3 protein-coding genes are annotated in these 6,365 nt (G+C 35.7%); all 3 read left to right on the forward strand.

All coding sequences use genetic code 11. The annotated features are described in order from the left end of the window. Nucleotides 1-400: phosphopantetheine-binding protein (locus GFU89_RS23130; RefSeq protein WP_318849368.1), on the forward strand; the 400-nt coding region annotated here is incomplete at its 5' end. Further along, entirely contained in the window at nucleotides 390-4,883 is a 4,494-nt protein-coding gene (locus GFU89_RS23135; RefSeq protein WP_318849369.1) for an SDR family NAD(P)-dependent oxidoreductase, read from the forward strand. The genes GFU89_RS23130 and GFU89_RS23135, both read left to right, overlap by 11 nt. 4 nt (nucleotides 4,884-4,887) lie before the next feature. Continuing rightward, the coding region (locus tag GFU89_RS23140; RefSeq protein WP_318849370.1) for a condensation domain-containing protein at nucleotides 4,888-6,365 on the forward strand (1,478 nt) is incomplete at its 3' end.

A 6,365-nucleotide genomic window follows, 5' to 3' on the forward strand; every position in this document is an offset into this window, starting at 1 on the left:
ACCATTGACCTCAAACGGAAAGGTAGACAGAAAGGCACTACCCATGCCAGAAGATATGGGCATAGATACAGGTGTGGAATATGTATCTCCGCAAACTTCTACAGAGAAGATCCTGGCTAAGATCTGGGGTGATGTTCTATCCCTTGATGCAGATAGTATTGGTATTCACGATCATTTTTTTGATTTGGGGGGATCTTCATTAAAAATTATGAAGGCTTTAGAATTGATTAAAGCTACTTTTAAAAAGGAAATCAAAGTCTCAATATTATTTGAGCATTCGAATATTGAATCTTTGGCAATTTATATCAATAATAGCTTTGAGGAGATTCAGATAGAAGATGATTTCGATAGGGATGATTTGTTAAATGATTTATATAAACTAAATAGGGATGTCTTTTAATACAGAATATAGCGGCTTAGAAATGGCCATCATAGGAATATCTTGTAAATTTCCGGATAGTGAAAATTACAGGGCGTTTTGGGATAATTTATGCCAAGGTAAGGAATCTGTTCGAGAATATAGTGATGAAGAAATACTGTCATCAGGGGTTAATGAAGCATACCTGAATAATGAATCTTTTATTAAGTCAGGCATCAGGCTTGAAGACAAAGAGTTTTTCGATTACGGTTTTTTCGACTACAGAAATGAGGAAGCAGCATTTATGGATCCTCAAATAAGAATCATGCACGAGCATTGTTGGAAAGCTATAGAAGATGCAGGATATGCTTCTGCTATAGAGAAAAATAAAATTGGACTGTTTTTAGGTGCTGCTGAAAATGTAGAATGGAAAATGAATTCATACCTGAAATCGAAAGCGGCAAACATAGACCCATTTATCCTGAATTTGATATCAAATTCCCAAAACATAAGTTCGTTAATTTCTTATAAGCTAAATCTTACAGGTCCTTCACTTTATGTAAACACAACCTGTTCTACCTCTTTGGCTTCAGTAAACCTGGCTTGTAAAAGTTTATTAAACAGAGAATGCAATATTGCCATTGCCGGTGGAGTAAAGATAAATTCTTCCAGACAAAAAGGTTATCTGTACCAGAAAGATATGATTTATTCAAAAGACGGGCATTGCAGAGCTTTCGATAAAGATTCCAGCGGCACGATCAGTGGAGAAGGATTAGGAGTTCTGGTTATAAAAAGGCTAAGTGATGCTATTAAAGATAAGGATAACATTTATTGTGTTATTCGTGCGTGTGTTGCAAACAATGACGGAAATAATAAAGTTGGGTACACTGCCCCAAGTGTAAAAGGCCAGGCCGAGTGTATAAGGCTTGCTTATAAAATGGCGGGAGTTGCTCCGTCAAGCATTGGCTACATAGAAGCTCATGGTACGGGAACAAAATTGGGTGATCCTATCGAATTGCGAGCCCTCAATCTGGCTTTCGATGCAAAATTAAATGACAAATCCTGCGCCATCGGATCGGTTAAAACAAATATTGGACATCTCGATGTGGCAGCGGGCGTTGCAGGCCTTATAAAGGCTGTACTATGTATAAAATATAAAAAAATTCCACCAAGCCTGAATTTTACGGCTCCCAATCCAGAAATTGATTTCAATGGGCCTTTTTATGTCAACCAGGAACTAAAACAGTGGGAACGAAAAGCAAACTTGCCGCTTCGGGCAGGAGTGAGCTCTTTCGGTATAGGAGGGACAAATGTTCATATTGTTTTAGAAGAAGCAAAAGAACAAAAAACATCCACTGCAGAAACATCTTATAACCTGATGGTGTTATCTGCAAAAACAGCTGATTCTTTAAAGCAGATTAAACGTGATCTGGTTTCGTTCTTAGAAATGACACCTGAAGTTCATCTAAGTGATTTATCCCATACTCTATTAACGGGACGTAAAGATTTTCAATACCGTTATGCGACAGCATTCAAAAGCAAGGAAGGTATCTTAAAAGCACTGAAGACTGATTCATCAGATCGATATGAACATAGGAAAATAAACCTGAATCAGGTACCGTCTGTCGTTTTTATGTTTCCAGGACAAGGATCGCAGTATCGGGAAATGGGAAAAGAATTATATAATTCTGAAATATGTTTTAAAGAACACATTGACAAAGGTTTTAGTTACTTTCAGGCATTTACAGGAAAAGACTTAAAAAAGGTGATTTTCCCTGAGTCTGAAAATGAAACTATAAATCAAACTGATTTTGCACAACCAGCCCTTTTTATTTTCGAATTTGCATTAGCACAATTAATGATATCTTGGGGAATCAAGCCACAGTATTTTATAGGCCATAGCATCGGGGAATATACCGCAGCCTGTCTTAGTGGCGTATTTGGTTTTGAAGATGCTTTGAAGTTAATCATTAAAAGGGGAGAATTAATGAGCCGTTTGCCATCTGGGGAAATGATTGTATGCCATATTGCTAGTTCTGATGTTCGAAAATATATTACAGAAGAAATTTCGCTGGCAGCAATAAATAGCGATAGCAATGTTGCTCTTTCAGGAGATTTTGCTGCTATCGAACGATTATCAGAACAATTATCCACTGCAAAAATACCTTTTGTAAAGCTTAAAACTTCCCATGCTTTTCACTCACATATGCTGGATCCGATATTGGCCGATTTCCTGAAAGAGCTGAAAAAAGTAAAATTCAACAAACCCGAAATCCCTTTTGTTTCAAATGTTTATGGAAGGCTAATCGATATCAGCGAAGCAATGTCACCTGAATATTGGATGGCTCATATGAGAGAAACCGTAAATTTTTCTAGCGGATTAAAGACCTTACTGAATGAAAATAAAGAGACCCTTTTTATCGAAGTAGGGCCAGGGAATACCTTGATAAATTTACTGAAGCAACATCATTTTGAAGAAAACAAAACAAAAATGATCAATTTGATGAGGCATCCGAAAGAACAAGAAAATGACAGACAATTCCTGCTGAAACAGCTTGGATCAATGTGGGAATATGGATTGAAAGTAGATTGGAGCTTGATTTTTAAAGAGGAAAAAAGAAAAATTTCTCTGCCTACCTATGCATTTGAGAAAATTTCATTTCCTGCAGAAGTCAATCCGTTCGAAGACAGCAACCTTCCAATAGATATTTTTAACGAGCAAAAGGCTGGAAGCTTTAACGAATGCATTTATTTTTCCACATGGAAAAGCACCTTTTTAATACCTTCGGAAACAGTTTCAAATCATGGCGCTTGCCTCTTTTTTTCATTAGGAGATCATTTTTCCGAAGCTTTTAAAGCTACTTTGATGGCTAAAAATATAGATGTCATAGAGGTTTTTCCCGAAGATAGTTACATCAAACATGGATCTTTTAGCTATGGTGTTAATCCTTATGCAATTGCTGATTTGCAAAAACTGGCACTTGATCTGAAAATCAGTAACATTGAATTTGACAATGTAATTTATTCCTGGAACCTTGAAAAAACCGAATCGGGTATTGAATTCCTTGAAAATAACCGTACCATCAACCTGTTGTATTTTTCATTAATAAAGATAGTCAAGGCTTTGGCTGGCGTGTATGTGCTGCCTGATCTGTATTTCTACATTCTGACCGATAAGTTTTATAATATCAATAACGAAGGTGAAACTAAATACGATCAGTCCTTAACCATATCGCTGTCCAATGTGATTTCTCAGGAATATTTGATGCCGACTGTCAATCTCGACTTCGATCTTAATGAAGACCTGCCCGAGTTATTGTCTGATATGGTAGATGAGATCATCCATAAAAACAAAGACCGTGTTGTTGCTTTAAGAAATGGATTGAGATGGATTCAGGACCACCAGCAATATGATATGCCTGAAACACAAAAAACAACACAGCTCAGATCTGGAGGTGTTTATTTAATTACCGGCGGATTGGGAAATGTGGGTTATATTTTATCCCGCCATTTGTTAAAAGAATATAATGCAAGACTTATTGTTGTTGGCCGTAGCAAACTCGAAGATTTGCAAAATGTAGCGTCACAGCGTTTAAATCATTTGAAAAGTATGGGAAGTTTGCAGTATTGTAGTCTGGATATAGCGGATAAAGGTAAATTTGAAAAAATAGTTCGGGAGACAGAACAGGAATTAGGACCGATAAATGGCGTGATCCATACTGCAGGAATGACGGATGTTAATAAATTTGAATATGTAGAAGATATTACTTATGAAAATGCATTTTCTACATTTTCTCCCAAACTAAAAGGAATAGTATCCATTTATGAAACATTTATAAACAAGAATGTCGATTTTGTATGGATTACATCGTCTTTGTCTTCAATCGTTGGAGGCTTAAAATTCGCTTCATATGCAGGATCAAATTTATATATAGATAGCTTCATCACTTCTAAAGTAAAAAAGGCAAAGAATTGGAAATGTGTGCGTTTTGGCGAAATGAGTTTTATAGATGAAACTGTTGGCCTAGAATCAGGTTCCGGTAAAATAGCTTTAAACCCGGAAGAAATTGTAAAAGTATTCGAATTGAGCCTGTGGTTAAAAGGACGAATGGTGATCTCGGAAACCATTTTAAATTTACACAAGCGTATAGAGAAAGCATTTTCAGGCAATAAAAAAGCAAATGAAAACAATACATTTGAATCCGTTATCATTGAAAAACGAGAACGCCCTGCTTTAAACAATTCTTATGTTGCTCCAACTACAGATTCAGAAAAGGAAATCGTAAAAATAATTGAAGATTATTTTGGAATTGCAGGAATCGGAATCGAAGATGATTTCTTTGAATTGGGAGGTGATTCGCTGAAAGCTATGGTATTGATCAGTAAAATTAAAGAAATATTTGGCGTTGATATTTCACTGAAAGAATTTTTTGACAACCAGAGTATAAAATTTCTAGCCTCTAAAATTGATGAAAAACGATGGGTTAATGAAGACAATAACAAAAAATTCATTTCTATAATTTAAATAAATGGAATTAAACGAACTTTTTAAAACACTTAGAGAAAATAAAATCAATATATCTCTTCACGGGGAAAATTTAAAAGTAGGAAGTGATGCTCCTGATATCGATGTATTATTGCTGGAAAAGATCAGGGAAAATAAAAGTCAAATTATTGATTATCTGAAAACCAATATTTCTCATAAATATGAACAAATTCCGTTAGCACCAGCAGCTGATGCCTATCCATTGTCTTCTGCACAAATGCGTTTGTGGATATTGAGCCAGTTTGAGGGTGGAAATACAGCATATATTATTCCAACGACTTATACACTGAAAGGAATACTCAATATAGAGCACTTTAAAAGATCATTGCTGTCCATTGTATCTCGGCATGAAATCCTAAGAACTGTTTTTAGAGAAGACCAAAACCAGGACATCAAACAATACATATTGTCCTTGGAATCGATGGATATTGAAATCAATTACAAGGATTTAAGAGACGATGAATCTCGGGATGAAAAGGTTAAGAAATACATCCACGAAGAATCTGTAATTCCGTTCAATCTTCATGCTGGGCCATTATTCCGATTGGGCTTATTTCATCTCAGTGATGATTATTATGTATTTAGCTGCGTAATGCACCATATCATTAGTGATGCTTGGTCAATACAGGTTATGATTCGTGAATTATTTTTAACCTATAATGCACTTACAAAGAATGAAATTATCCCACTGACACCATTAAAAGTACAATATAAAGATTATTCTATATGGCAGCATTCTTACAAATTGTCTGAAAATATGGCTGCCAGTAAAGCATATTGGCTAAGTCAATTCTCAGGAGATTTGCCCATTTTAGATGCTTTTGCTGATAATGCACGTCCAAAAGAAAAGACATATAACGGAGCCTTATATCATAAAATATTTGATCAAAAACTGTCAAAAGGATTAAAGGAGATTATCCGTTCAGAAGGAGGAACATTATTTATGGGCCTAACAGGTTTATTAAAAGTGCTGTTATTCCGTTACACAAACCAATCAGATATCACTTTAGGAACTCCTATTGCAAGGCGTAACCACCCAGACTTGAAAGATCAGATCGGATTTTATATTAATACACTGGCACTTCGTACCAAATTTGATGGTGAGGATAGTTTTAAAGTGCTTTTAAATAAAGTAAAAACGGTTACGATTGCCTCGTATGAACATCAGGATTACCCATTTGATGAATTGGTTGAAGAACTGAACCTCTTCCGGGATACCAGTAGAAATCCTTTATTTGATATTATGATCTCTTTGCAGAATGTAGACATTGGAAGTCATAATACCAGAGCTAAAGAAATTGAGGGCTTAAAAATTGAAAGTTACGAGTCAGCGTTTCTGGGAAGTATGTTTGATCTGACCTTTGATTTTGGTGAGGTCTCTGGTGAATTATACCTTTCTGTGAATTACAACACGGATATCTATCACAGCTCTACCATTGAGCGTATGTGCGGCCATCTGGA

Origin of the sequence: Chryseobacterium sp. JV558 (genome assembly GCF_033712365.1) — a bacterium.
Lineage (GTDB): Bacteria > Bacteroidota > Bacteroidia > Flavobacteriales > Weeksellaceae > Chryseobacterium.

What these genes read in the sequence shown, in the direction of transcription:
- GFU89_RS23135 (WP_318849369.1), top strand. Translation starts at nt 390, where the DNA reads ATGTCTTTTAATACAGAATATAGCGGCTTAGAAATGGCCATCATAGGA.